The sequence below is a fragment of the Flavobacterium phycosphaerae genome (assembly GCF_010119235.1).
Classification (GTDB): domain Bacteria; phylum Bacteroidota; class Bacteroidia; order Flavobacteriales; family Flavobacteriaceae; genus Flavobacterium; species Flavobacterium phycosphaerae.
Genome location: NZ_JAAATZ010000001.1, coordinates 2,620,704 through 2,647,695 on the forward strand (window position 1 = coordinate 2,620,704; position 26,992 = coordinate 2,647,695).

Consider the following 26,992-nt stretch of genomic DNA (forward strand, 5'->3'; position numbering starts at 1 on the left):
TTTTACACTATAAAAAAAGTCCCGGGAAACCGGGACTTTTTTGTTTATACTAATTTTCAATTAGCTATTCAAAGTATGGGTAACGGTGATTGCCGTATTTAACAATTGCGAAATCGGGCAGTTTTGTTCGGCATCTTTAACCAATTCGGCAAACTTATCATCTGAAATACTCTCTACTTTAGCCGTTAATTGCAGATTAGAAGCCACAATTTTACCATCTTCAAACACGATATCACAACTCGTTTTTAATTCGGTTGGAGTGAAGCCGGCTGCCTGCAGATTGAAGGCTAATTTCATAGTGAAACAACCCGAGTGTGCCGCCGCAATTAATTCTTCAGGATTGGTGCCCACACCGTTCTCAAAACGGGAACCAAAGGAGTATTGTGTTTGATTTAAAACTGTACTTTGTGTGGTTAAATGACCTTTGCCATCTTTTCCGGTGCCGTTCCAAACGGCTATTGCATTTCTTTTCATACCTAAAAATTTTAAATGAACTTTAAAGTTAAGAAAAATAGCAATGAACCGTATTAGCCTTTTGTTAAATCTTTTTACGGTATCAAACTAAGCTGTTCTATCCAAAGCTGAATGCATTGCTTGAGCACAGCTTGTTGTTTTTGAATATCTCCAAAAGAAGCGAAAGTAGCAACCGCTCTGTCGTTGGCAGGCCATTGTAATAATGCACTGGCCTCTGTAATGAAGTGCTGTTTTGGTTGTTCTTTACTTTTGGCACCCCGATGAAAAATTAACTGAATGTTTTTGGGCGGAAACAATTTAAAGGTCAGAAAGTCAATACCGTCATACTGATAGCTGGGAGCATTCCATTTAATGATTTCATTGAGTTCCGGGAATTGAGTTTTAATATAGTTCCTTAGCTCAAGCAATTCCGGTTTTAGCGGATGCTCTAAATCATTTATGAATTGTTCTGCCTGTGTCATGTGTCTTATTTCGATGGAGTTCCGTTTTTATTTTGCCTTTCGTTTCAAAATTAAGGCACTGATTAAAGCAATGACTAATCCTAAAGGTAGTATTTCTAAAAAAGTAAATAAAATTACACCGATAGTGCTTTTGTATATTTCGCGATATTCATTGATTTCCGCTATTTTGATTTTCATTTCAATCGTGCTTATTTGGGATGTCTTTAGTTTTTCTATGGCAGATGCAGCATACTTATCCATAAAATCGGGAAAGAAGCAATAATATTCGATGAGCCAAACGCCCACATAGATACTGGAGGCAATGAACGCTATAAGCGATCCTATTACCATTGCTTTTCCAAAAGTTATCACACCATCGTTTTGCTTATCGCGGTAACTTTTTATGCCGATAAATATAAAAGCGAATGACACCAGCATACCACTGTATCCCAATACTTCACTGCCTTTGAAATCAGGATTAGTGTAATAGGAGTAGGTGGCAAAAATCATAAAAGCCGTTACTATTGCTCCGGCGATAAGACCATAAGTAAGTACAATTTTTTTCATTTTAATTTTGTTTAGAATTAGACCGCAAAGATTTTTAATTCGCTATACAAACCACTCATCCTTTCGGGTGATTTTAACTAATATCACCCTAAAGTACCAGGCAGCAGCTGTAATTTTTTGGCTGTTTCAATGGCTTGAGTACGTCGTTTTACTTCCAGTTTTTCAAAGAGTTTCGCGCTGTGGGTTTTGATGGTATTTAACGAAACAAATAAGTGTTCGGCTATTTCCTGATTGCTCATTCCTTCCGCCATAAGAGTTAGTACTTCCAACTCTCGTTTGCTTATTTTTCGTTCCGATAATTCTTTTTCGTTTAGTACAAATGGAGTATCCGAAATGCGCACTTCTTTTTCCAATACTACAGTTGTCACTTTAGGCTCTACAATTTTATTAGCTATCCAAATGCCAAAAAACAAAAAAAACAGAGCAATAATTCCAATGTAAATTTCATACTGATGTTGCAGGATGATAAACTTAAATTCGAGCCAACGCAATAACAGCATTAGTACTGCCATGGCAATAGCATAACTGACACTTTCTTTATGGCGTTTTAGTTTTTCCAAGCGTATTGTGTTTATTTATGTAAAATGGGCAGGTATTCTTTCCACGGACCTACCTCATTGCTGTATTGTTTTGCCATGACTCTAGCAATCTGGGCTAAATGTCCTAAATCATGTGCTACCCAAGTGGCCAATAAGTGTTCGAGGGTAACTTCGCCAAAGGCCGGATGAATACCTTTTTTAGTCAAAGCAACTGCATCTATTTTTTTCGATTGCAGAGTGGTTAGGTTTTGTTGACGTAAGGTTTTAAATTCGGCAAGCAGTTGTGCTAAGTTTTTGCCTTTACTTTCTTCAAACTGAGCAAACCGGTCAAAAGGCTTAAAGGCTTTGTTGGGACCATCAGAAAGAATGATTTCCATGCGTTCTATCCAATCGGCCTTTTCTCCGTGAATTAAATGCCCCATGACATCGTAAGGGCTCCAGGTTTCTTCGCCTTCATTTTGAAAAATCCATTCTTCACTCAGTCCTTGCAATAAGGTTTCCAACACAGTCGGAGTGCGGGTTAGGACTTCTATCGCTTTTGGTAAATTGAATTTCATGGGAGTTATTATTAGTTTATCAAAAATAAGGATTAATTAGCTTGCTATTGATATTCTTGGCGCAGTAATCCAAATACAACTGAGTCTTCTATAGTATTGTTGGTAAAATAATGTTCTCGCAACAGACCTTCCTGAGTGAAACCAAATTTCTTTACCAAACTCAAGGAAGCCATATTGTCTTTACCAATCAGTGCTTCAACCCGATGCAGGTTCATTGGTCCAAAACCATAATCTAATATGGCTTTGGCAGCTTCACTCATGATTCCTTTTTGTTTGTAAGCATCGTCAAATAAACCGTATCCGATTTCTGCCCGATTATGATCTAAATACCATGTATGAAAACCACACCAGCCGATAATTTTGGTAGTGTTTTTGTCTAAAATCAGGAAATAACAAAATGATTTATTGAAGGTAGCCAGTCCTTTTCGGTGCTTTTCTTTTTCTTTTGCCAACGCTGCTTCATCGGCGGTTCCTAAGAAAGTCATTAGCTCTGCATCCGAATAATGAAGGTAGATATAATCAAAGATTTCCGGAGTTAGTTTTCGCAATAAAAGCCTTGCTGTGCTAAGTGTTTCAAAAGGTGACATGATAGTAAATGACTTTGGTTTAAAATTATTCTAATACTTTCTTTTTCTGTTGTTCAAATTCTTCTTCGGTCAGGAGTCCTTTAGCTTTTAGATCGCCCAGTTTTTCTATTTGGTTGATGACATGGCTTACCTCTTTTGTCTGTTGTAAATCGGTAGCTGTCAAATCGCCCAGTTTGTTGATGTTGGCTTTTAGTTTTTCCAGCTCAGCTTCTTTCTTGATTTGATTTTTGGTTTTAGCCGAAACCATTCTGAAGCCGGCGATGAAAAAGACTAATCCAATCACTGCGGAAGCTGCGCCAAAAGAACGTTGGTCGTTATTGTCATCTCGGTATCGGGCAGTGAGTTCATTTTGTTCCTGTCCGTCGAGTGTTTTGTTTCTGGATTCGGCGTCAATAAGACAAGCCATTCCAATGATTAACGACAAGAGTCCGATAAATAAAATTACAATGCCTAAAAACTTTTTCATATTAAATCATTTGTATTACTCGATATAAGGCTAAGATACTATTATTTCTTTTGTTGAAAACGATATTTATTAATGTAAACTGACTACTTTTTTAATTTTCCAGGCGTTGTTTTTCTTTTCCCAAACTATCATAAAGCGCCCTGTTTTTATAGGCTCGTCGGGCGGATTGGTATTGTTTTTAAAATAGTGCAATCCTATTTCAATTGCTCCAAAATCCTTGATGGGATATACTTCGACGCTGCCTTTTACCAAGGTGCGGGTGACTTTACCGCAAATGTATTTTTTAGTACTTTCGATGATGGCTGTTTTAGAGGTCATCAAGCCGCCTTGGTCGTGATAGAATTCAATGCCTTCATCATAATAATTGCCATATTTTTCTAAATTAACCTCACAAGTATTGTAATAGCCAAAGAAGAGGCTGTCTTGTTTTAGGATTTCGTTGTATAGTTCGGGATTGTCAGGATGGTACTTTTTGGTGTACTCCAAGGTTTCGTTTTTAGCCGTACCGCAGGAAAGGAGCAAGCCGGCAACTGTTAGCAGCAGTATTGTTTTTTTTAAACACATAAATTTGATTTTTTGATTGACAGGTAAATATACTTATTTTTTGATTTATGCACTTAGGAAAGCGGTCCTTCCTATAACTATAATTTTAACTAAATAGGTATAGATAAAAAGTATACTATTTAAGTAAAAAACATTCATATAGTTGTAGTTTTGCATCTCTGTTTTTTTTAGAAATTATATCCATGAAAATATTATACGCTTATATTAAAGAACATAAATCGCTGTTGTTTTTGGCGCTGTTTTTAGCCGCTATTAATCAATGCTTTTCGCTCAGTGATTCTATCATTATCGGAAAATTATTAAACCAATGTGGGGTTGGGGTTGCCCATTTTAATCACGATTATGCTGCTTTTACCAAAGCCGTTTTGGGCTGGTTGGCCTTGTCTTTGGGAGCTGCTATGATGTCGAGGATTGCCAAAAACTTCCAAGACTACTTTACCAATATTATCATTCAGCGCACCGGTGCCCGTATGTATACGGATGGCATTCAGAAAGCATTGCAATTGCCGTATCAGGATTTTGAAGACCAGCGCAGTGGTGAAACGTTGGGCAAACTGCAAAAAGTAAAAATTGATTGCGAAAAGTTTATTACGCTTTCGATTTCAATGGTTTTTCAAACGCTAATCGGAATCACCTTTGTGGTGGTTTATGCTATTAATATTCATTGGCTGTTGGGACCAATCTTTTTAGCCACGGTACCGGTCATTGCTTTTATCAGTTCGTTTTTGGGCAAGAAAATCAAAAAGGTTTCTCGCGAAATACTGGGAGAAACTACCGCCTTAGCCGGAGCTACTACAGAATCGTTACGCAATATCGAATTGGTAAAAAGCTTGGGCTTGACCGAACAGGAAGTCAACCGGTTAAACAGCACCACCATCAAAATCTTAGGATTAGAATTGAAGAAAGTACGCTTTATTCGTTCGCTTAGTTTTGTGCAGGGCACTACCGTACATTTCATGCGAACCAGTTTGGTCTTTGCACTTTACATGTTCATTTTTAATGGCATTATCAAACCGGGTGATTTAATTACGCTGATGTTTTTCTCGTTCTTTTTGTTTAATCCGTTGCAGGAATTGGGGAATGTGATTGCTACCTATAACGAAACCAAAGCTTCAATGGATAATTTTGCCGGTTTAATGAATGCCAAAAGCGAAGAGAAACCCTTGCATCCGCAAACCATTGGGCCCATTCATAACTTGAAGTTTTCGCAAATTTCGTTTAAACACCAAACCGCCAGTTCTTATGCGGTAAAGAATATTTCATTTGAAGCCTCAGCCGGTGAAACCATTGCCTTTGTCGGCCCATCAGGAAGTGGTAAAACGACTTTGGTAAAAATGTTAGTGGGCTTGTATACCCCGGAGGAAGGGAACATTTTTTATAACGAAAAGAACGCCAAAGATATCGACCTGACCGAATTAAGACAGCAGTTAGGCTTTGTGACTCAGGACGCGCAACTGTTTTCCGGAACCATTAAAGACAACTTGTTGTTTGTAAAACCTTCGGCTACTGATGAGGAATTGTTTGATGTGTTGCAAAAAGCGGCTTGTGGAAATTTATTAGCCCGTGCTGAGAAAGGAATTGACACCACAATAGGCGAGGGCGGTATCAAAGTTTCGGGAGGTGAAAAGCAACGTCTTTCTATTGCCAGAGCCTTATTGCGCAACCCAAGGTTATTGTTGTTTGATGAAGCTACTTCAGCCTTAGATTCGATTACAGAAGAAGAGATTACTAAAACCATCCGAAATATTTCTTCTAAACAAGATCAGATTACGGTTTTGATTGCCCACCGCTTATCGACCATTATGCATGCGGATAAGATATTTGTATTAGAGCAGGGACAAATTATCGAACAAGGGAAACATCAGGATTTGTTAGACGAAAAAGGCTTGTATTATGCTATGTGGCGTCAACAAATTGGAGAGCGTGCCCATCATCAGGAAGCTAATGGTTAAATACAAGAAGCGATTAATAAGCACAAAAAAATAAGGATAAGCCCGGCTACGATTAATTCTAAGTTGGGCTTTTTAGGTTTACTCTTTAAACTTTTGAATTCGTCTGACAAGGTGGTTTGGTTTTCCATTTCTTTTTGTTGGTTTAAATACTCCAGCCAACCTCCGGTTTCAACAATGTGCTTGCCGAATGCGGTTAATTCATACCCAAATTCTTCTTCGGGTGTTGGACGGATGAGTTCTTTTTGCAGCATGATATCGGCCAATATTTTAGCCCCTTGTAGTTTGTTGCCTTGATCGTCTTTAAAGTCATTCAAGGTCATAGAATTGCGCTCTAAAGCCAATAACAGCAACAGGTTTATATCGATTAGTTTGTTAATTTGGTTTATCATATTCCTTAAAAAAACGGGACGGTTACCTTATCGGATAAAACGAAATTTATCTTTGAAATAAAACCCTATAACCGGCAATGGCAGTCTCACACCATTGTTGGCACTTATGATTCCGGCTATCCAAAGAATAACCAATCCCGTGTTGTTAATTATAAGTAGTATGCTAAAGAAGGGGTCTAAGAGTAGAGGCAAGGCCATCAAAATGTTGGTAACAATGACAATAATGTTCAGTCCGAGCGATTGCTCTAAATGAAACTTGGCCAAAGAAGTTTTAGCGCCTTTTTCATATTCAATAAAAGCTATAGACCAGCCTATGATCGTTAAATAGCTTATAACCGATATAGTTTTTTTAGTCATCATTTTTATCTTTTACTTTACTTTTCATTTCCCCTCAAATCCTATTGATTTATACAAATGGGGGCCTTTATTAGTCAATAGGATCCTACGGGGTACAACTTTAACATTATGCCAAACAGAGCAATTATGAGAAACCCTGTTATGGGGCAAATCTAGAGCAATGAAAAAGAGAAATTTGTAGAATTGCTGATGCGCTTTTGTAGAATTGCTTCTACAGAAAAAGCAACCTTTTGGGGTTGCTTCTTGTAGTAATGGGTGTCTTATATTAATTATATAACTGAAAGAAATCAATTAAATCGGCGAGGTTGTTTATCTCCAGCTTTTCAAAGATTCTATTTTTAAACGTACTGACCGTTGTTTTCTTGACCTGCAGCAATTCGGCTATCTCCATGTTACCATAGCCTTTGATTAGCAATCGTGCTACTTCAACTTCTCTGTTGGACAGCAGTTCTAGTGGATTAATGGGTTTTTTGGTGATATAAGAATCTAAAATGCGGTCTTTAATATTTTGGGTGATGTACTTGCCCGATACCATCATGCTTTTTAAGGCCTGCTTCATTTCTTCTTCCGTACTGCCTTTGCTCAAATACCCTGAGGCTCCGGCATTCAGGTAACGAAGGGCATAGATGTCTTCATCATAAGCTGACAGAATCAAAATTTTAACGTCGGGTTGAATTGTTTTGGCTTCAGGAATAATGCTTAAGCTGTTGCCATCCGGAAAGTTTATGTCGAGCACGAGCAAATCAATTTTGGTTTCTCGCAACACTTTCAAGGTTTCTTTAAAGTTGCCTGCTTGGTATATTTTAGCATTAAAAAACAACTCTTTGAGTAGTAAAGATACGCCTTGTCTGACCACACTGTGATCGTCGGCAATCAGAAAGGTAAAATTAGAGGAGGGCTTCATTTGTGGCGGGGATTTTACAAGTACCGGATTAGCAATTAAATTTAAACAATTCCTGTTTATACTTTACTTAAGATTAAATTAAAAACAACTTTTGTTCCTTGATTTTCTTCACTCTCTACCTGAATGGTTCCTTCAAAGAGTTCGACGATTTCTTTGCAGAGGTTTAATCCTAAACCTACGCCCAAGTCGTTTACTTTTCCGGAAACTGTGCCTTGGTAATAAGCATCAAAGATATGGGCTAAATCATTTTCGGAAATGCCACTGCCGTTGTCTTCAATTTTCACCTGTAGGTTGAGTTCAAAATCAGACAAGTCTTCCTGAGTTAGGGTAACCGTGATTCGTCCGTTTTCGGTGAATTTATTGGCATTGCCAATGATATTGTAAAACAGTTGGTGAATTTTGGCTGCATCAGAGCAGACTTCATAATCAGTCTCTATTGTGGAATGGAGCACCACTTTGTTGCCATGGCTTTCGGCCAGCGAGGTCATCGACACTATGATTTGGTTTAGCTCATTCTTTAATTGGAAATTTTTAGTGCGCAAAGCCAATTTATGGTTTTCATCTTTTGAATACTCTACTATTTGATTAGACAACAGTAACAAGGAATTGGTGGTGAATTGTATCGATTTGAAAGTGTCTTTTACGGCCATATCCTTAACGGTTGCGCTTATTTTTTGGCTGTAAATGGCTATGATATTTAACGGCGAACGAATCTCATGGCTAATCATTCCGATGATTCTGTTTTTAAAATTCAGGCTTTGGCGGATGCTGTTTTGCGCAGCGGTTAATCGTTTCTCGTATTCAAACGCCAAACGGGTAAAGCCAAACAAGATAAGCGATACGATAAACATTAAAAAGATGACAGCGGCTATGCCATAACTGCGAATGCCTTTGTTGGTTTCGTAGCGGTCTTGTAAATTTTGCTGACTGTCGGCCTTAAAAGTATTGCCGGCTTCAGTGTAAGCGGGGAGGACGTTGTGGCATTGTAACAGCAATTCGTTGTTGAATTTAATCAAGTCTAAATCTTTGTGGCGTAACTTTAAGAATGAGGTTTTTAGTTTTTTGAACTCCAGAGTATAGTATTTATTGGTGTTTAAAAGTACCTTTTTCAGCAATTCTTCAATCGTGGTTGTGATGACCTTGTCTTTGTATTTCATGGTCACCACGGTGTTCAGTTGCTCTTTCTGAATTTGTACCTTCCCTTTAAATGCCGCAATCAATCGGGACATTAATCCTTTTCGGGATACATGGTCTACTTTGATGAACGTATTGGTTTTGATACTGTCTAAAACCTTGTTATAGCTTAATTCCTTTAATTCAAAAGGCGCAACCCCTCCAATGGTTTTACTGAAAAGTTGTCGGTCGATGACCGCATCTACGGCCGATTTCAGTACTAAGACATCAGCAGCTGCTTTGTGTTCTTTTGAGAGGATTTTGTTGAACGTAACGTTGTCTTTGGTGGTCAGTTTCAGACTGTCGAGCAAAACGCTCGTTTCTTTCAGTGCTACCATGTAATGGCTCAAGGCGGCCGTGTCTTTGGTATTGATATACTGATTGAAATAGCCTTGCGACTCGGTTAGGGCGTTGTTGATACGACCGGTAAAATTACTCACGTTATTGGCCGTAGCTACCTCGGTAAACGCTTTTGAAATTTTAGCTTCATTAGCGGTTTCATTGTACCAAATCACTATTGCTATCAGTTGCAAAAAGACTATGCACGCCAATAAGGTATAGTGCACAATTTTTCGGTCCTGAAATTTTAATTTTTTAAAATATACAGAATTCAATATAGATTTTTTTACTATTTGATTACTGTAGGTTTAGACAATTGTTAAAGAGCCGGGGCGGCAAAATTAATTTTTTAATTTAATTTATGACAAAAATAAACCACCAAACCCTATCTGTATGTAATACATTTTAAAAATCGGTGTAGAATATGTTCTACAATTTGGCGCTGCAAGCTAGGGTTTAAAAAGAAGGAGAGCGATTAATTTATGGTTTAGCTTCATAGCGCTCTCTATTTCGTTGTTGCGATATAATAACAGCCCAAAAGGGTGTTGTTTGTTTTTGGATAGCAGCAGCAGTAATGTCTAAGGCTTTAGGATTACGAACTACTTGGTACCAAGGCTTTGGTGCTCCAAAATCATAGTGACCAAAAACAATGACCGGCGTTCCTTTGACCAATACGTTTTGTTCATCCTTTAGCACCCATTGGTCGGCCCAATTGTATAAATACTTGGCATCACTTTCCTGAAGGCGCAGGCAGGAATGGGAGGCAGGATAACCCGGCAATTCATATTGGTGCCAGCCGACTCCGAGTTTGTTGGCGATGTTAAAGTTCCAGCGCAAATCCCATTCGTCGTTAAAGGTGCTGGTGGTTTTTTCGGCTTTCCAGTTGGTGAAGAATAAGCCGGTTGGCGTTTGGTCACTTTTTCGTCCCATGTTGGTGGGGCCGGTGCGCACTAATTCACCGTATTCATAGGCACCAAACGTTTGGGTGGCATAGGAAAAGAAAATGATTTTAGGCACTTCACTTAACGAAGGCAGCTGCAGCGGGAAGGGTAAATAGTAAGCAATGTCACCTGTCATGTCACTGGCTACCATAATCGAATCCATTTTGACGATATTCTTTTTATCAGTTCGGTTTAAGGCTAGTGCTATTTTGATTTGAGCACTGTCAGTTGTAGCGGCCAACCAATCTTTGGTTTTTTCGAAATGATAGGTGACGGTAGTTTTTGGCTTTTGCCGAATGGGTGCTGTTCTTTTGCTGCCGACTTTGGTTTCATGCCAGCAGGAAAACGATATTAGCAATACGCTTAGTATAAAAAGATATTTTTTCATATAGGTAAATTTCTTCATTCTAAACGAGGGACGTGTTACATAATTACCGGGAATTGTTATGTTTTTTGGCTTATTTTCTTGGTGAGAAGTATCGAATGAGTAGGGTTCCCAATCCGCGGTATGGAGTTTTTATTCCGCTTTTTTAACATTTCTGTTTCAACTAGTGCTCAAAAATAAAGTTTGACACACTTTCTGTGTCACATTTTGTTTTTTCGACTAGTTTGCAACACTTATCAACATACTTGACTATAAAAAAAGCACACTGGTTAGTGTGCATGTGTGTTTTGGAGCACGGATTGCAAATCCGCGCTATGGGGTATTGGAGGTTAGCTAAGGTTTTTTTTCAACAGTTCTAAATCTTCTTCGGAAATATTTTTAAGATATAATGTAAAAGCTGAACCGATAAAAGTTTTGTTTTTAAAATGAATTTTTGCCTCAGTTTCCCTTGGTTCGAATTGGGTTACTGTGAATGAACAAAAATAAGAATAATAGTTATGTTCGTTTTTCTTCAACACTAATGGTATAGTGTAGCAATCAGCCGGGAATGAATACCTAAACTTCAAGAAAACTTCACCGGCATTAAAATAAAATTTACAATAATCGTATTCACTTCCAAAATTTACCGCAACATTGACCGCCACCATTGAACCTATTCTAATGTCAGCGGTTTGAACGGTATTATTGTCGAGTTTTGAATTTATAATTTTTTGGTCTTTTTTGACTTTTAGGTATTCACGGATAAGTAAATACAACAGTATACCGCCAAAAATAATGCTTGATATGGTTCCTAATAGCTCCAATGGGGTCTGTTTATAGGGTTAAAGTTGCTGCTAATATGTCGTGGGTTTGAAATCTGTGGTATGGGGGGTAAGAATTTAATATAGATACTTTATCTCTTTCTTCAAGTTACTTCTATTTAATTTAAATTTTGTTGGATTAAAGTTTTCAATTATTGGTAACCTCAAATTTTCACTATGAAATATTAACTCTTTACCATCTCTCGATTCAAATGCAGAATGATTGAAAGAATATTTCAATTTAATTTCGTCGTAGTATAAATTTTCAATGTTTATATTGTCATCGTATGAGACAATCCAGTGAATATTGTTGATGGACTTTATTTTATCACTAAGAATCTTATGGTCTTCGTGTTTGAAGTGATTCATATATAATGACTCTGCTTTTAGATAATATGGAGGGTCGAAATAGAAGATTGAACTAGATTTTTCCGTTTCTTTATCATTAATAATAGTATCAATTAATTCTAAAGCATCGTAATTATATAAATTTATTTTACTGCTGTATTTTGAAATTAATTCTATTTTATTTATCAACTCTTTTTTATTAAACCGACAATCCATTTTGAAGTTCCCTTCTTGATTTAATCCACCAATAACTCCTGCTTTAATTATACCTGAGCGATTCGTCCTGTTTAAATAAAATGTTGAGAAGCCTAATTCTAAGGTGTTGGATGTGTTTTTATTTTTTTGAATTTCTCTTTGTTTATGCCAATTCTCAATACTTATTTCTGTATTCCTAATTAATTCACAAAACTCATCACAATTGTTTAAAATCGAATACCAAAAAGCATGTATTGATTTATCTTTATCATTTATTGTAATTCTACTTACATAGCCTTCAATTAATAAGAATAAGGCAACAGAAGCTCCACCTGCAAAAGGTTCAATGTAATGATTGTCAATTTTATTGTCTAAACAAACTTTTGCTAAAAAAGGGGCTAATTTATTTTTCCCACCGGGATATCTTAAAGGTGAATAAAACATAATATTAAAGTTTGGTTAAATCGAGCGAATTTAATAAATCAGTTTCATCTTGCAACATAAACTCAATCAATTCCAATAAATTATGACTTATGTTGTCTCCATTTGCGGGCACCCCATTTACTTTATAGTTGTGAATGAGTTGATGTAAGGTCATCAAGTTAAATGAATTAAATGAATTCTTGTCGACATTTGCTTTTATTATTTCTGTAAATTTTGTTTTCATCAAATCAAAATTTGCGTATTTGTTTGGAGGATAAACATTTTGAAAATGAATTGATTTGTTCATCGTTGTCTTTCCATTGTATTTGGTTTGTTCGACAACATACTTTAAAACACATTCAAAAGTAACTCTAGCCATTGCAATCTTCGAGTTAGGACAAGTCATAGGGTCTAATTTAAAATACTCAACAACTCTTCCTTTTAAACCTGGTGGAAGTGCTTTTCTTTTCAAAATGGGATACTTTTTTGTACTTCCATTTCCTGAATTAGAACTTTGACTTCCTCCAGAACTTGAACTCCCGCTATTAGGATTATTAGTTGAAGAAGAATCTGCAGTACCAGAATTAGATGTTCCAGATGTTTGTCCATTATTATTTGTTGAACTTCCAACTGTTGCTTTTGCAAAATAGTCAAAGCCATAAATTTTCAATCTCTTAAAAAATGCTTCTTTCTCGAGATCAACGGTGTCGGTTTTTATTTCATAATTTACATCATCTTTTAGACAATGAATTAATGCGGAAACATATTTATTAAATTTTGTAGTATCATCAATAACAATCTCATAATTTGGATTGCTTTTAAAATGATAACCACATTTTTGAGTATACTTTATATTAAATAATCTTTCAAAGATTATAGCTCTTCCTCCAGTTCGTCCCCTTCCTCTAGTCAAAAGATTTTTAAAATCATCTCCTCCTATTTTAACAGCCTCATAATAAAAACTAGCCAGTTTGATTAATTGAGCTGGTGAAGAATCAATTTCTTTCATTGAACTTACTGTATTTCCAATCTTGAATAGTCTATAGACTTCTAAGGCCTTAGCGATTCTTTCCCAACTTCTGAAAAGGCTATTGGCGTGTTCTTGAAAGATTCGTTCATTAACATCTTCTTCATTTTTATAAATTAAAACTGGTAATTCAGGAATATCTGTTTTAGGTAAATCTATTTCATACTTACCAGGTAATTGAAGAGCTTTAACCGCGGCACATCTTCTATTTCCATCTTTTACAAGGTACTTTCCCTCCTTTTCAATTACCCACAAAGGTCTATCTTGATAATACTCATTAGATTTTACAATAGCTTTTGCAACATCAATCGCAGCCTCATTGTACAATAAATATGTAATTAGCTCTTCTTCATTATTATTACCAGTGTACAATTCCGCAAACCGCGGATTATTTGTATCAAGAACTAGCTCTTTAAGTTTAATTTTGTCTTCTTTTGATTTGTTTTCCATTTATATAACTTATTTTTAAAAAATTCCCACAATAACACAAAATGCCCATATCCAAAAAGCTTTAGACATAGGGGCATCACGATACTTTTCAATAAAACGGAGGTGGTATTTGTTTTTTGAATGAAGCTAAAGTAGGAATTAAATTTGTAAGTCGTTATTTTTTATAACTTATTTTTAATTGAATTGCATAGCACAAGACGAACTAGGAGAGGGGTCAAACTATAGTTTTGGTCGTGCTTTCTTCGGTACTTGTTCGGTAAAAGGACCTTTTTACCGAAGCGTTACCGAACAAGTACCGAACCAATACCGAACAAAACCCCTAAAAAATAGCTCAAAGTGGACATTTGCGGACAAAACCGGACATTTGCGGACATTTGCGGACATTTCGTGTTATTGGGTTGGCACTTCGACAGGCTCAGTGTGACAATTTCTTTCTTATTGTATTTTGTTTTGAGTTGCTATTTTGTCTTTTTAGGGATATACAATCCAAACTGCGATTGTCAGTCTGAGCTTGTCGAAGACCTTTCTTTGTTGGAGGCACTTCGACAGGCTCAGTGTGACATTTTCTTTCTTATTGTATTTTGCTTTGAGTTGTTGTTTTGTCTTTTTTGGGATATACAATTCAAACTGCGATTGTCAGTCTGAGCCTGTCGAAGATCTTTCTTTGTTGGAGGCACTTCGACAGGCTCAGTGTGACATTTTTGTCCTTAATTGTATTTGGTTTTATTAGTTGTTGGCACTTTGATTCCTGCCTGCGCGGGAAAGACAAGTGGAGTAAAACAAAAAGCCCCAATAGTATCGCTACCATCAGGACTTTTCAATCAAACTAAAAAACCAAACTTATTTAATTATGAATTACGAATTATGAATTACGAATTATGAATTACGAATTGGTAACTACTTTTTCGTTTTGATTTCTAAACACTAATTGTCCGTTAAAACTATCTAACAATATGATGCTGTCGGTGGTGATTTTACCGGCTAGTATTTCTTTAGACAATTGGTTCAAGACCTCGCGTTGGATTACTCGTTTTACCGGGCGGGCTCCAAATTGTGGGTCATAGCCTTTGTCGGCTAAATAGTCAATGGCTTCGGGTGTGGCATCCATAACGATGTTTTGCTGTGCCAGCATTTTGGTAACACTTTGCAATTGCAACCCAACGATTTGCTTGATATTAGCCGAAGTCAATGGCGTGAACATTACTATTTCATCAATACGGTTGATAAATTCAGGGCGAACCGTTTGTTTCAGCAAGCCTAACACTTCGGTTTTGGCGGCTTCGGTTGCGGCTTCTAAACCTCCTTTTAGGTTTTCGAATTTTTCTTGTATGATGGCACTTCCCATATTGGAAGTCATGATAATAATGGTGTTTTTAAAATCGGCCAAACGCCCTTTGTTATCCGTTAGTCTACCTTCGTCTAACACCTGTAATAAGATGTTAAACGTATCAGGGTGTGCTTTTTCAATTTCGTCTAACAAGATTACAGAGTAAGGTTTTCTTCGTACTGCTTCGGTTAGCTGTCCACCTTCGTCATAGCCTACATAGCCCGGAGGGGCACCTACTAATCGACTCACACTATGGCGTTCTTGGTACTCGCTCATATCAATACGCGTCATGGCGTTTTCATCGTCAAAAAGGTATTCGGCCAACGCTTTGGCTAACTCTGTTTTACCCACACCGGTTGTCCCAAGGAACAGGAAGGTACCAATAGGTTTCTTCATATCCTGCAATCCGGCACGACTACGGCGCACGGCATCGCTGACGGCTTCAATAGCTTCTTCTTGTCCGACCACTCGGTGGTGGAGTTCTTCTTCCAAACGCAACAGTTTTTCTCGTTCGCCTTGCAGCATTTTGGTTACCGGCACGCCGGTCCATTTGGCCACCACTTCGGCTATGTCTTCGCGGGTTACTTCTTCTTTAATCAGGGAAGTACCCGATTGGTTTTCTATTAATTGCTGTTGCAACGTATCTAAACGTTCTTGGGCTTCTTTGCTTTTGCCATAGCGGATTTCGGCTACTTTGCCGTAATCCCCATCGCGTTCGGCGCGTTCGGCTTCCAGTTTAAAATCTTCGAGTTCTTGTTTTACCGCTTGTATGCTGTCGACCACCTCTTTCTCTGATTTCCATTTGGTGAAAATTTCGTTGCGTTCTTCTTTGAGGTTGGCTAAGTCCATACCCAAGCCTTTCAGTTTGGTTTCATCATTCTCGCGTTTGATGGCTTCTATCTCAATTTCCAACTGCATAATCTTTCTGTCGAGCACATCCAGTTCTTCGGGTTTGGAGTTGATTTCCATACGCAACTTAGAGGCCGCTTCGTCCATCAAGTCGATAGCTTTATCCGGAAGGAAACGGTTGGTGATATAGCGTTGCGATAACTCCACCGCCGCAATAATCGCATCGTCTTTGATACGCACCTTGTGGTGGGTTTCGTATTTCTCTTTAATACCGCGCAGGATGGAAATGGCGCTTTCGGTATCGGGTTCGTCTACCATTACCTTTTGAAAACGACGCTCTAAGGCTTTGTCTTTTTCGAAGTACTTTTGGTATTCGTCAAGGGTAGTAGCCCCTATAGCTCTTAGTTCGCCACGAGCTAAAGCCGGTTTCAAGATGTTGGCCGCATCCATAGCGCCTTCGCCACCACCGGCACCCACAAGAGTATGAATCTCGTCTATGAATAAGACGATATCACCCTCAGCCGAAGTGACTTCTTTTACTACCGATTTTAATCGTTCTTCAAATTCACCTTTGTATTTGGCTCCGGCAATCAGTGCTCCCATATCGAGCGAATAGACTATTTTGTCTTTTAAGTTTTCGGGAACGTCACCGTCTACGATGCGGTGTGCCAATCCTTCGGCTATAGCGGTTTTACCCACACCCGGTTCACCCACCAACATTGGGTTGTTTTTGGTACGACGCGTTAAGATTTGCAACACACGGCGAATCTCTTCATCGCGACCAATCACCGGATCGAGTTTGCCTGCTTTGGCCAATTCGTTTAAGTTCTTCGCGTATTTGTTGAGCGCATTATAGGTTTCTTCGGCAGAGGCAGAGGTTACTCGTTCCCCTTTACGAATCTCGGCTATAGCGGCTTCCATGCCTTTTTCGGTTACGCCTTGGTCTTTTAAAATTTGGGCTACTTTGCTTTTTGATTTAAGTATGGCCAGCAATAAATGTTCGATAGAAATGTATTCATCGGTCATTTTCTTGGCTATGATTCCGGCTTCGTTTATAGTGCTATTGGCTTCGCGTGAAAGCATGATATCACCGCCTGAAACTTTCGGGAAACTTTGCAAGGTGCTGTCTAGTATTTTTTTGAATAAATCAACATTGACGTTGAGTTTTTTCAGGATAAAAGGCGTTACATTTTCGTCAACTTCCAGTATCCCTTTTACAAGATGTTCGTTTTCGATTTGTTGATGGCCCAGCCCTTGTGCAATGCTTTGTGCTTGCTGGATGGCTTCCTGTGATTTAATGGTTAAATTGTTTATGTTCATAGTTGTTTGTTTTTTTATTGTTGAGACAAGTCGCGACTTGTCTGTACTGTTGTGTAAAAGTTAAAGTCAATTTGTTTCTGTTATAATTTTTTTAGCTTTGAAAACTAGTCGACAAGATGTATTCCAAAACGTTTAATCAGACAAAATGACGTGTTTCGTGCGGTTGTTTGTACTAAATTCAAGTCAAAATGTCCTAAATCACGCCACTATGAACCTATTTAAAAATATATTCGGCAGTTCCGATGAACCAACCAACACCTCTAAAGTAGGATGGAGGCCCTTAACCGATATGGGGCAGCTTAACGAAATCATCAACGAGTCTACCGATAAACCGGTAGCAATCTTTAAGCACAGTACGCGTTGTGGTGTAAGTCGTATGACGTTGAAGCAGTTTGAGAACGAGTACGATATGCACGATAAAATTACGCCTTATTTTTTGGATTTGCTCGAGCACCGTCAATTATCTGATGCTGTGGCCAGTCGTTTCAGCGTAGAGCATGAGTCGCCACAATTGCTGTTAATCCGAAACGGTGAACCTGTTTATATTGCTTCTCACGGCGATATTTATGCGGACGATTTGAAGCGTTATATTTAACAGTTTATTAAGAAAATTGTAACATATTTCTTGTGTATTGGTAGGGTGAGTTTAGTTAGTTTTGTCTTACATATAAACCAAAAACTAAAACTAAATTAAATGTCATCACCCCTTGCTTCTCGGAAGTTTTCTCTTTTCCATGTAGCGCTCAGTTCTATTATTATTTCCTTATTTGTTTCCATTGGAATCTATTGGTGGATCAGCCGAAAAGATTCAGCTACCTTGGCCATTAATTCGGCTAAAAAAACTTGTGAATACAACATCAAAAGAATTACCGGATTAAAATTTGTTAAGCCTATCTTGTGGGTAGACGAAAACTGCGAATCCGATAATTTAGTCAGTACCAAACTTAAGATTACTGAGATTATTGAAAAGTATAAGCAGACCAGTGGTTTGACTACGGCTTCTATTTATCTTCGTGCTAATGGTGAATGGACTGTAGTAAATGAGGAGGATAAGTATGAACCGGGCTCCTTGTTTAAAGTTCCGGTATTGATTACCATTTTAAAGATGGAAGAAGAGCATCCGGGGTTTCTCAACAAATCGATTACCTATGTAAATAAAATAGAGACGGGGAAGAACATTGCCTATACTTCTAAGGTGATACAGTTAGGGCAAACCTATACCGTAAAGGAATTGTTGACTTACATGATAAAATATTCGGACAATGCCGCTACTATATTGTTAGAAAATAATATGGATAACAAAGTGTTGCAGAAACTGTTTGCGGATGTTGGAGTAGAAGTGCCTAATTTATATGCGGATAAGTATCATTTTACCGTTAGAGATTACTCGCTTTTCATGCGAATTATATTCAATGCCGGATATTTAACGATTAAAAACTCTGAATATGCCGCTGAGCTATTGAGTGAGTGTGATTTTAAGGATGGCATTATGAAAGGCATACCGGCCAATACCAAGATTGCTCATAAGTTTGGTGAATCGGGCAATCCGATTGAAAAGCAGTTGCATGAATCGGCGGTGATATATTTAGACAATGGTGCAGGGTATCTGCTCACGGTAATGACCAAAGGAAAAGATTTGAAAAAGCTTTCTGAATTGATAGGCGAGATTTCAAGAACGGTTTATGAAGATGTAAAGAATCAATCAAAATAAAAGAAAAACCCGAAGACTATCTTCGGGTTTTTTTATGGATAAAACAGTTGTTTTGGGATTATCTTCTGAATTTATTTTGAGAAATAATGTCTTTCAGTTTGTTTTTTAAATCATTTCCGGCATCATAAATCATCTGCTCATTGCTTGGAAATGGTATTGCTTTTCTATCAAAATTAGGATAGTAAGTATCTTCACAAGCACGTTTGTCGCCTTTGTAGCTGGCATATATGTTAGAGAATATGAACTCGCTAGCTACCGGAAAGGTTTCGATTAGTTGGCTGTTCTTAAGATTAACATAATCCACTTTAGCCGTTACTTGGCAGGACTTGATTTGTGAAAATTCATAAATACTGATGCGGATGGTTTTCATGTTGTCGACTTTGATGGGGTTACCCAAACTGTCTTTTACGGTATTGCCTTTAGAATCCACAAGGTTTTTCACGCCATCTTTGATTTGCTTTTCTTTTTCGAATTGTTTTTCTTTTTGTTGCTCCGGAGAGATTTGAATGTTGCGGAAATTCAGGATTAAACCGTAATCGTAGTCAATTCCTTTAACGCGCTTGCTGTGGTAAACGGTCCATTTATCGTTCAAGCCATAAGTGCTGAAATCAAGCAAATCATTCTCTAAACGAACCGGAATAACCATATTCGTTTCGTTTTTAGTAGATACATTTACATAGTCGGTGCCTTTAGTTTTGGCCTCTTCTATAAGTTTGTCGGTGTCTTTAAAGCCGGGATTGATGCTTTCTAAATACATCAAATCGTCATAAGCCCGACGGATGGTCATTTTGTCTTTGGTAACCAATAATGCTTTGGAGTTGTCGTATAAATACTTTGACAGGGCATTTTTGCTGCTTACGATCTGATCGGAATAATCTTCAAAAGCAAACTTTGCTTCACGACCTTCCTTCAATAATTGTAACGGTAACAAAGGACGAATCTGTTCCTGACGGTAGTTGAGTTGGATATAGGTATTGTATATTTTCTCCAAATTCCTTGGATTGGTGTCTTTAAACCAGCTTTCGATATCGCGGGTATCGCGTTCTTTGGCTTTGGCAAAAGCTTCTTCGAGCAGGTAAACATAGTCTTGTTTGCCTTTGGCGTTTTTGTTGCCTTGCAGCCCTTCTACCGAGTTACGGATGGCGGCATCATAATCGCCGGAAGTTACTAATTCACGGGTTTGCTTAATACCGCAGGCAGAAAGGATAAGGAATACTGATAAGAGTGAAGTAATTTTTTTCATGGAGTTGATTTTAAACAAATGTAAAAAAAATCAATCTAAATAGTTCTTCAAATCCTCATAGGTTTTGATTTTGGTACTCACTTTTTCTTTATGCAACACACTTTCAATTTGTTCCGGTATCGGCAATTTTAAATTCAGTAAGGGTTCAACAATATCAAGGAATTTTATAGGATGCGCCGTTTCTAAGAATACGCCAACACTGTTGGATTGCTTTTGCATTTCTTTTTTCAGTCCCAAATAACCAACGGCTCCATGAGGTTCGGCTATGTATTGCGTGCGTTTGAAAATATCCTGCATAGCGGCTTCTGTTTCGGCATCAGTAAAGCTGTAGGAAGAAAAGTCTTTTTCAAATTGCTTTAAATCATTGTGATATAATTCCTGTATGCGGATAAAGTTGCTTGGATTCCCTACATCCATAGCGTTGGAAATAGTGGCTACAGAGGGTTTGGGTTCGTATTGTCCTTTTGCTAAAAACCTAGGCACGGTATCATTAGCATTGGTAGAAGCTACAAAGTGGGCGATAGGCAGGCCTAATCGTTTCGCCATAATGCCGGCACAAATGTTCCCGAAATTACCACTCGGGCACGAAAGAATCAAAGGCTTTTGGTATTTCTTTAATTGTTGGTACGCAAAGAAAATATAAAACATTTGCGGCAACCATCGGGCAATGTTAATCGAATTGGCCGAAGTGAGGTTCTTGTGTTTCAGACTCTCGTCTAAGAAGGCTCTTTTGACCATATCCTGACAATCATCAAATACGCCGTCTACTTCTAATGCTTTTATGTTTTGTCCTAACGTAGTTAGTTGACGTTCTTGTATTTCACTAACTTTACCTGAAGGATATAATATTATAACTTCAACGCCTTTTACACCCAAAAATCCGCTGGCTACAGCACCGCCGGTATCGCCTGAAGTGGCTACTAAAACCGTAACTTTCTTATCATCATGACGGTTGAAATAGCCTAAGCATCTCGACATGAATCGGGCACCCACATCTTTGAAAGCCATGGTTGGTCCGTGAAATAATTCTAAGGAATAGACGTTGTCTTCTACCGGCACGCAAGGAAAATCAAAGCATAGGGTTTCCGCTATGATGCGTTTCAATTCGGCTTCAGGAATTTCATCACCTACAAACTGTTTGATGGCTTCAAAAGCGATTGCTTCGTGTGAAAGGTTTTCAATGTTATCAAAGAAAGAAGACGGAAGAGGTGTAATGCTTTCCGGGAAATATAACCCTCTGTCAGGTGCTAAGCCCAAGACAACGGCTTCCTGAAAACTTACTTTGGGAGAGATATGGTTTAAGCTGTAATAGTTCATAATTATATTGTTTTTACACCTTGGTCGTTAACTTTTGAAACATGCATGTCAAAGGGGATTCCGGTTTCGAGATAACTACTGCTCATGGCATAGGCTACTTTTTCGGCTGAAGCTTGTCCTTTGCATAAAGCAAATACAGAAGGTCCGGCACCCGATATCCCGGCCCCTAAGGCACCACTGTCTAAGGCACTGTTTTTAACCAAATCAAAACTGGGAATCAATTGCTTGCGTAAAGGTTCAATAATCACATCCTGTAATGATCTTCCAATGAGTTCGTAATCTTTTGTATATAACCCGGATACCAGCCCGCCTAGGTTTCCCCATTGTGTTATAGCTTCTTTTAGGGCTATAGTGGGAGAAAGCACTGCTCTTGAATCCGATGTTTTTACTTCAATATGCGGATGTAAGACTACAGCGTAGATTTCACTTGGACTGTCAATCCTTATGACGTCTAAAGGATTATAACCGCGAACTAATGTAAAGCCTCCTAAAAGACAAGGGGCTACATTATCGGCATGTTCAGAACCACTGGCAATAACTTCGCCTTTCATGGCAAAATCTACCAATTGGTGTTTTGTATAAGGTCGGCCCAGTAATTCGTTAATTCCGTATACCGCCCCGGCTGCACTGGCAGAAGAACTCCCGATACCGCTGCCGGCTTTTATTTTTTTATGGATTTCAATTTCAAAACCAAAATCAGGGTTCGCTGCATTGACAATAGCCAATCCGGCAACACCCGCTACGTTTTTCTCGGTTTCCATGGGTAAATCGGCACCGGTTATTTTAGTAATTTTAATTCCTTTTTCTGTCACTTTGCGAATTACCATTTCATCACCAATGGTCTCGAGACATAGGCCCATGACGTCAAATCCGCAATTGAGATTAGCGATAGTGGCCGGGCAGAATATTTTGATTTCGTGCATTTTTATTTTGGTTTTTGCAGCACCGTAACCTTGCTAAGGCGCCACACTATAGTTATACATTCCCAATTCGGATTACATCAGCAAAGATACCCGAAGCAGTAACCGCAGCACCGGCACCGGCACCTTTAATCAATAACGGTTGGTCAACATAGCGGTCGGTATAGAACTGAACGATATTGTCTTTTCCTTCCAGATTGTAAAACGGACTGTCAGCCGGGATGAATTGCAAACCAACGCTGGCTTTGCCGTTCTCGAAGGAAGCTACGAATTTTAAGCGGCTGTTTTTAGCTTTGGCTTCTGCCAGTAAATCATCAAAATGAGCGGCATGTTTGATTAATGATTTAAAGAAGTCTTCATTGTTGGTGGTCTCCATGCACTCTTTGGGTAGGAACGAATTGTTTACAATATCTTCCATTTCCATTTCGTAACCGCTTTCGCGAATCAGGATTAATATCTTTCGGGCTACATCAACTCCGCTTAAATCAATTTTCGGGTCGGGTTCTGTAAATCCTTGAACACCTGCTTCTTTAACTACATCGTGAAAGCTGTAGGTTTCGCTGAAATTGTTAAAGATAAAATTCAAACTTCCTGACAATACAGCATTGATTCGGTTGATTTTATCTCCGGAAGCAATAAGGTGTTTTAGCGTATCGATGATAGGCAATCCGGCTCCGACATTGGTTTCAAACAAGAACGGTGCATTGTATTTTCGGGAAAGGGTTTTAAGGTTTTTATAGTTGTCGTATTGCGACGAACAGGCAATTTTGTTACAAGTTACCACGGCTACGTTTTGTGACAAGAACTGATCGTAAATTCCGGCAATATCATAGTTGGCGGTAATGTCTACAAAGATGCTGTTGCGCAGGTTTAAGTCGATTACCTTTTTGATAAACCCTTTTACATTGGCTGTTTCTCCTTGGTCTACTTTAGTTTTCCAATCGTTTAAGCTGATTCCGTCTTCATCAAATACCATTTTACGCGAGTTGGCCATAGCGATAACGCGCAAGTTGATTTTGAGGTGTTCTTTTAAGAATTTCTTTTGTTGGTGGATTTGATCAATGAATTTTTCACCCACATTACCAACCCCCATTACAAATAGATTTAACTGTTTGGTATTGTCTTCAAAGAAGCGCTCATGTAGCGTATTCAGGGCTTTCTTAACGTCTTTTTCATTAATGACTACGGATATGTTTCTTTCCGAGGCTCCCTGTGCAATGGCGCGAATGTTAACGTTGTTTTTACCCAGAGTGCTGAACATTTTTCCACTGATGCCCTGATGGTTTTTCATGCTTTCGCCTACCAAAGCTACTATGCACAAGTCTTTTTCAACGATACACGGGTCGATTTTGCTTTGGGCTATCTCCAGTTCAAAGGTTTTGTCAATAGCACTTTTCGCTTTATCGGCATCGGCATTTAAAATTCCAATACAAATGGAGTGTTCCGAAGAGGCTTGTGTAATGAAGATTACGTTTATGTTTTCCTGCGAAAGCACTTCAAACAAACGCTTTGAGGAACCCGCCACGCCAATCATACCTGAGCCTTCTAAGGTTAGTAAAGCAATATTATCAATATGCGAGATTCCTTTAATTGGGTTGCTGCCTTCGGTTGGATGATCAGAAATCAACGTTCCGTAGGCTTCCGGCTCAAAGGTGTTTTTAATAAAAATAGGAATGCTGTCTTTCAATACCGGCTGTATTGTTGGCGGATATAACACTTTGGCACCAAAATGAGACAGCTCCATGGCTTCCTGATAGGATATGGTTTCTATGGGTTGGGCCTGCTTTACAATTCTCGGATTAGCCGTAAACATGCCGTTCACATCGGTCCAAATTTCAAGTATCTCGGCTTTGACTGCTGCGGCCAATATGGCTGCGGTGTAATCAGAACCCCCACGACCTAAAGTGGTCGTATTGCCATCCAAGGAAGAGGCAATGAATCCGGGAAATAAAACGACTTGATTGGTGTTGCTTTTGAAATAATCAGCAATCAGTTTGTTGGTTACGGCAAAGTCAACACTGGCTTTACCAAAGTTAGAATTGGTTTTAATCACTTCGCGACTGTCTTTAAAAGTAGCGCTGCTGACTTTCTGCTTCAAAGCCAAAGCAATGATTTGTGAAGAAAGCAATTCGCCAAAACCTGCCACCGTATCAGCGGTTCGGTTGGATAATTCACCCAAAAGGTAACAACCGTCTAACAAGGTTTTTAACAAATTGATGTCGCCGTTGATGGTATTGATGATGTCGCTTTGTTCGCTTAGCGGAATTAATTCGTCAATGGCCTCTTTATGTTTTTTGTCTATTTGACTGATGATTTCTTTGTAATTCTTGTCTTTAGCTGCCGCGGTTTTACCGGCAAGGATAAGCAAATCGGTTACACCACTGAAGGCAGAAACGACTACTGCCAGTTTGTGTTTTTTGCTTTTATGGGTAACGATTTCAATGGTTTTTGAAATATTGGTGGCATTGGCTACGGAGGTTCCGCCAAATTTTAATACAATCATTGTTTTATTTTTTTATGGGAGATAAAGTCATTGTTATTTTGTCTTTCGTCATAGAAAGTACCTGAAGCGGATTATATGTAATGATTATACCCCAAACGGGGTGGTAGTTGTTGATGTCGTAGTAACCGCAGTGGCAACCAAAGAATTGGTTGGAGTAGTGGCTTTAGTTGTTAAAATTTTACGCATCATGGTTTTCAAATTTATAACTTTTTGAGAATTAAAAAAGAAATTAAGTAATTTTTGAGGATATCGCAATTTTATGGAATTCAAAATTTAATTTTAAAGGCATCATTAGTATTAGTCTGTTTTTTTTAATGATTCGGCAATAAAATAGTAGCCGAATTTATTGTTTTTTACCAATTGTTTACGGAATTTTGGGCCTTTAATCCCAACCAAAAATGGAAAATTCGCATTATATCAGTACGGAAGTATTGACTTTAGAGACCTTACAGGAAATCATTGCCCAACATAAAACACTGTCGTTATCCGAAGAAGCCCAGTTAAACATACAGAAATGCCGTGAGTACCTGGATAAAAAAATGGCTTCTAATGAGGCACCGATTTATGGCATCAATACCGGTTTTGGTTCTTTGTGTAATGTGAAAATATCCAACGATAACCTTTCGCAACTTCAGGAAAACTTGGTAAAATCGCATGCTTGCGGTACCGGAGAAGAAGTGCCGGCTGAGATTGTAAAAATCATGTTGTTGCTTAAAATTCAGTCGTTGAGCTATGGTCATTCGGGTGTGCAACTGCAAACGGTGGAACGCTTGGTTGACTTTTATAACAATGATATTCTCCCTGTAATATATACTCAAGGTTCGTTGGGTGCCAGTGGCGATTTAGCTCCGTTAGCGCATTTATCCTTACCCTTGTTAGGCGAAGGCGAAGTGTACCATGATGGTTTCCGTCAACCGGCCCATAAGGTATTGGAAAAAATGGGATGGCAACCTATAGTGTTACAATCTAAAGAAGGTTTGGCGCTGTTAAACGGAACGCAATTTATGAGCGCTTATGGGTGCTATGTGTTGCTGAAAGCCATGAAATATTCCTATTTGGCAGATGTTATATCGGCTATTTCGTTGGAAGGCTTTGACGGTCGCATCGAACCGTTTAATGAATTGATTCATTATGTACGTCCGCACAAAGGACAGATTGTGACAGCAAAACGCATGACCGACTTGTTGGAAAACAGTCAAATTATAGCACAATCCAAAGCCCATGTGCAAGACCCTTATTCTTTCCGTTGTATTCCGCAAGTGCATGGCGCTTCAAAAGATACTATTGATTACGTGAAGAAAGTTTTCAAAACCGAAATCAACTCGGTTACCGATAACCCTAATATCTTTATTGAGGAAGACATCATTGTTTCGGGAGGAAATTTCCACGGGCAGCCTTTAGCGTTGGCCTTAGACTTTTTAGGGATTGCTTTGGCCGAATTGGGCAGCATTTCCGAAAGAAGAACCTACCAATTGATTTCGGGTTTAAGAGGCTTACCGGCTTTCTTGGTCGACAATCCGGGGTTGAACTCAGGGTTTATGATTCCGCAATATACCGCCGCCAGCATTGCCAGTCAGAACAAACAATTGGCTACTCCGGCCAGTGTTGACAGCATAGTATCTTCGAACGGGCAAGAAGATCATGTGAGTATGGGAGCGAATGCCGCTACTAAAACACTTCGCATCATGGAAAACGTTGAACGTATTTTAGCCATAGAGTTGATGAATGCTTCTCAGGCTATCTCGTTCAGAGCCCCATTACAATCCAGTCCTTTTATTGAGATGTTCTTAAAATCGTACCGCGAAGAAGTACCGTTGGTAAAAGAAGACCGTATCTTACATTACGATATTCAGAACTCGGTAGCCTTTTTAAACAGCTTTATGATTGATTTGGAGGAGTAGGGATGTTGGCCTTTCCGGTTTAAT

At 38.6% G+C, this 26,992-nt stretch carries 25 protein-coding genes; 4 read left to right on the plus strand and 21 right to left on the minus strand.

What is annotated here, in order from left to right; genetic code table 11:
• Nucleotides 1–60 precede the first annotated feature (60 nt).
• The 8 genes from GUU89_RS11695 to GUU89_RS11730 all read right to left on the minus strand — a co-directional run bounded on the left by GUU89_RS11695 (nt 61) and on the right by GUU89_RS11730 (nt 4,194).
• Entirely contained in the window at nt 61–474 is a 414-nt protein-coding gene (locus GUU89_RS11695) for an OsmC family peroxiredoxin (protein WP_162128085.1), read from the minus strand.
• 74 nt (nt 475–548) lie between these two features.
• On the minus strand, nt 549–935 hold the full coding sequence (locus GUU89_RS11700; protein WP_162128086.1) for a DUF1801 domain-containing protein: 387 nt from the start codon (nt 933–935) through the stop codon (nt 549–551).
• A 27-nt stretch (nt 936–962) separates the two neighbouring features.
• Complete coding sequence (locus GUU89_RS11705; protein WP_162128087.1) at nt 963–1,481, minus strand: DUF4199 domain-containing protein; 519 nt, start codon at nt 1,479–1,481, stop codon at nt 963–965.
• An 83-nt stretch (nt 1,482–1,564) separates the two neighbouring features.
• Nucleotides 1,565–2,041 carry a helix-turn-helix transcriptional regulator gene (locus GUU89_RS11710; RefSeq protein ID WP_235922031.1) on the minus strand — a complete coding sequence of 159 codons (477 nt, stop codon included), beginning with the start codon at nt 2,039–2,041 and terminating at the stop codon, nt 1,565–1,567.
• Nucleotides 2,042–2,052: 11 nt separating this feature from the next.
• On the minus strand, nt 2,053–2,577 hold the full coding sequence (locus GUU89_RS11715; RefSeq protein WP_162128088.1) for a DinB family protein: 525 nt from the start codon (nt 2,575–2,577) through the stop codon (nt 2,053–2,055).
• Between the two features lie 44 nt (nt 2,578–2,621).
• Complete coding sequence (locus GUU89_RS11720) at nt 2,622–3,164, minus strand: GNAT family N-acetyltransferase (RefSeq protein ID WP_162128089.1); 543 nt, start codon at nt 3,162–3,164, stop codon at nt 2,622–2,624.
• A 25-nt stretch (nt 3,165–3,189) separates the two neighbouring features.
• On the minus strand, nt 3,190–3,630 hold the full coding sequence (locus GUU89_RS11725) for an SHOCT domain-containing protein (RefSeq protein WP_162128090.1): 441 nt from the start codon (nt 3,628–3,630) through the stop codon (nt 3,190–3,192).
• 69 nt (nt 3,631–3,699) lie between these two features.
• Complete coding sequence (locus tag GUU89_RS11730) at nt 3,700–4,194, minus strand: nuclear transport factor 2 family protein (RefSeq protein ID WP_162128091.1); 495 nt, start codon at nt 4,192–4,194, stop codon at nt 3,700–3,702.
• A gap of 182 nt (nt 4,195–4,376) precedes the next feature.
• On the opposite strand from GUU89_RS11730, the gene GUU89_RS11735 reads away from it, so the two are divergent.
• Nucleotides 4,377–6,146, plus strand: a complete 1,770-nt coding sequence (locus GUU89_RS11735) for an ABC transporter ATP-binding protein (RefSeq protein ID WP_162128092.1) — start codon at nt 4,377–4,379, stop codon at nt 6,144–6,146.
• Here GUU89_RS11735 and GUU89_RS11740 read toward each other — a convergent pair.
• From GUU89_RS11740 to clpB, 9 genes are all read right to left on the minus strand, one after another.
• A complete protein-coding gene (locus GUU89_RS11740) occupies nt 6,143–6,535 on the minus strand; it encodes a hypothetical protein (RefSeq protein ID WP_162128093.1) in 393 nt (130 codons plus the stop codon). The genes GUU89_RS11735 and GUU89_RS11740 overlap by 4 nt on opposite strands.
• A 27-nt stretch (nt 6,536–6,562) precedes the next feature.
• Complete coding sequence (locus GUU89_RS11745) at nt 6,563–6,895, minus strand: DUF4870 domain-containing protein (protein ID WP_162128094.1); 333 nt, start codon at nt 6,893–6,895, stop codon at nt 6,563–6,565.
• Nucleotides 6,896–7,157: 262 nt separating this feature from the next.
• On the minus strand, nt 7,158–7,796 hold the full coding sequence (locus GUU89_RS11750; RefSeq protein WP_162128095.1) for a response regulator transcription factor: 639 nt from the start codon (nt 7,794–7,796) through the stop codon (nt 7,158–7,160).
• A 56-nt stretch (nt 7,797–7,852) separates the two neighbouring features.
• Nucleotides 7,853–9,583, minus strand: a complete 1,731-nt coding sequence (locus tag GUU89_RS11755; protein ID WP_162128096.1) for a sensor histidine kinase — start codon at nt 9,581–9,583, stop codon at nt 7,853–7,855.
• 205 nt (nt 9,584–9,788) lie between these two features.
• Nucleotides 9,789–10,637 carry a L,D-transpeptidase gene (locus tag GUU89_RS11760; RefSeq protein ID WP_235922032.1) on the minus strand — a complete coding sequence of 283 codons (849 nt, stop codon included), beginning with the start codon at nt 10,635–10,637 and terminating at the stop codon, nt 9,789–9,791.
• A 326-nt stretch (nt 10,638–10,963) separates the two neighbouring features.
• Nucleotides 10,964–11,437 (minus strand): hypothetical protein, encoded by a 474-nt coding sequence (locus GUU89_RS11765; protein WP_162128098.1) that lies wholly within the window; start codon nt 11,435–11,437, stop codon nt 10,964–10,966.
• A 75-nt stretch (nt 11,438–11,512) separates the two neighbouring features.
• Nucleotides 11,513–12,421, minus strand: coding sequence for a DNA adenine methylase (locus tag GUU89_RS11770; RefSeq protein WP_162128099.1), 909 nt, complete (start codon nt 12,419–12,421; stop codon nt 11,513–11,515).
• Nucleotides 12,422–12,425: 4 nt separating this feature from the next.
• Nucleotides 12,426–13,877, minus strand: coding sequence for a hypothetical protein (locus GUU89_RS11775; RefSeq protein ID WP_162128100.1), 1,452 nt, complete (start codon nt 13,875–13,877; stop codon nt 12,426–12,428).
• 883 nt (nt 13,878–14,760) lie between these two features.
• Nucleotides 14,761–17,373 (minus strand): ATP-dependent chaperone ClpB, encoded by a 2,613-nt coding sequence (clpB, locus tag GUU89_RS11780; protein WP_162128101.1) that lies wholly within the window; start codon nt 17,371–17,373, stop codon nt 14,761–14,763.
• 208 nt (nt 17,374–17,581) lie between these two features.
• On the opposite strand from clpB, the gene ytxJ reads away from it, so the two are divergent.
• Together ytxJ and GUU89_RS11790 are read left to right on the plus strand one after the other, a co-directional pair.
• Nucleotides 17,582–17,968, plus strand: coding sequence for a bacillithiol system redox-active protein YtxJ (gene ytxJ, locus GUU89_RS11785; RefSeq protein WP_162128102.1), 387 nt, complete (start codon nt 17,582–17,584; stop codon nt 17,966–17,968).
• A gap of 99 nt (nt 17,969–18,067) precedes the next feature.
• Entirely contained in the window at nt 18,068–19,084 is a 1,017-nt protein-coding gene (locus GUU89_RS11790) for a serine hydrolase (protein ID WP_162128103.1), read from the plus strand.
• Between the two features lie 58 nt (nt 19,085–19,142).
• Here the strand turns inward: GUU89_RS11790 and GUU89_RS11795 are convergent, their stop codons facing one another.
• From GUU89_RS11795 to thrA, 4 genes are read right to left on the minus strand one after another with little or no spacing between them, the layout of a single operon-like run.
• Nucleotides 19,143–20,327 (minus strand): hypothetical protein, encoded by a 1,185-nt coding sequence (locus GUU89_RS11795; protein WP_162128104.1) that lies wholly within the window; start codon nt 20,325–20,327, stop codon nt 19,143–19,145.
• A gap of 30 nt (nt 20,328–20,357) precedes the next feature.
• The gene (gene thrC, locus GUU89_RS11800; protein WP_162128105.1) at nt 20,358–21,644 is read right to left on the minus strand and encodes a threonine synthase; all 1,287 of its coding nucleotides are present in this window, start codon (nt 21,642–21,644) and stop codon (nt 20,358–20,360) included.
• 2 nt (nt 21,645–21,646) lie between these two features.
• A complete protein-coding gene (locus GUU89_RS11805; RefSeq protein ID WP_162128106.1) occupies nt 21,647–22,567 on the minus strand; it encodes a homoserine kinase in 921 nt (306 codons plus the stop codon).
• A gap of 52 nt (nt 22,568–22,619) precedes the next feature.
• Nucleotides 22,620–25,067: a bifunctional aspartate kinase/homoserine dehydrogenase I gene (thrA, locus tag GUU89_RS11810; RefSeq protein ID WP_162128107.1), complete on the minus strand. Its 2,448-nt coding sequence runs from the start codon at nt 25,065–25,067 to the stop codon at nt 22,620–22,622.
• Nucleotides 25,068–25,465: 398 nt separating this feature from the next.
• Between thrA and hutH the strand changes: the two genes are divergently transcribed.
• A complete protein-coding gene (hutH, locus tag GUU89_RS11815) occupies nt 25,466–26,968 on the plus strand; it encodes a histidine ammonia-lyase (RefSeq protein WP_162128108.1) in 1,503 nt (500 codons plus the stop codon).
• Nucleotides 26,969–26,992: the final 24 nt, after the last annotated feature.